Below are 1,135 nucleotides of genomic sequence, written 5' to 3'. Positions count from 1 at the left end.
TGACATTAACGGGTACGGATACGCTTGCCAATTATCAAACAGCATTACGTAGTGTGACGTATCAAAATACCTCATTAGCCCCGAGTGAATTAAGTCGTACGGTAAGTTTTAAAGTTAATGATGGTGATGTTGACTCTGCAGTATTAACCGCAACGGTTAATGTTACTGCGGTCAATAGTGCACCAGTAAATACCATTCCTGCGACACAGGTTATTAAAGAAAATAACACCTTAGTGTTTAATACTACCAATGCCAATGTGATTAGCATTGCAGATGATAATAGCAACAGTACGGTTACTTTGTCCGTGACTAATGGTATTTTAACCTTATCACAGGTGACGGGTTTGACTTTTAACAGTGGCAGTAATGGCACTGCAAGTATGCAGATTACGGGCACACTTACTGATATCAATGCCGCTTTAAATGGCATGAGTTATCAGCCTACAACAAGCTTTACGGGTGCTGATACATTAACGGTTTTATCAGATGATGGTACTTTATCAAGCAGTGATCCATTGACCATTAATGTCTTGGCAAATATCGACCCTAAATTAACCACTTTTGAAGGTCCGGTCACCTTAAATCAATTGGGTGCTAATATCAATGGTGCCGCAGCGTTTGATAATCTAGGACATGCGGTGTCAGTGAATAATGATGGCTCGGTGATTGCTGTTGCATCAAAAGCGCATGCCAGCAGCCAAGGGGTGGTACAGATTTATCAATACAATGGCAGTGCATGGGTGCAATTAGGTAGCGATATTCTGGGTGAATTTGCTGGTGATAACTCAGGTTCAGCTATTTCGCTAAGTGATGACGGGATGATCGTTGCCATTGGTGCAGAGAACAGCGATGATGGTGGTACAGACTCCGGTCATGTGCGTGTTTTCCAATATAACGGCAGCAACTGGGTGCAGTTAGGACTTGATATCGCCGGTGAAGCAGCTTCGGATAGATCAGGGTCAGCAGTAAGCTTAAGTGGGGATGGTCAGACATTAGCAATTGGTGCGTCACTTAATGACAGCAATGGCAATAATAATGGCGGACAGGTTGAAATCTATCGTTATAGTGGTGGCACTTGGTCACAGCTTGGTTTAGACATTGAAGGATTAGCCGCAGGCGATATTTTAGGTAAGAG

At 43.1% G+C, this 1,135-nt stretch carries 1 protein-coding gene; it reads left to right on the top strand.

The window, feature by feature from the left end:
* Positions 1-1,135, top strand: a 1,135-nt coding sequence (locus DNJ75_RS14880; protein WP_206609135.1) for a hypothetical protein, incomplete at both ends; no start/stop codon positions are given.

Origin of the sequence: Cysteiniphilum litorale, assembly GCF_003428165.1 — a bacterium.
GTDB lineage: Bacteria > Pseudomonadota > Gammaproteobacteria > Francisellales > Francisellaceae > Caedibacter > Caedibacter litoralis.
This window is presented reverse-complemented; position numbering and strand designations above follow the sequence as displayed.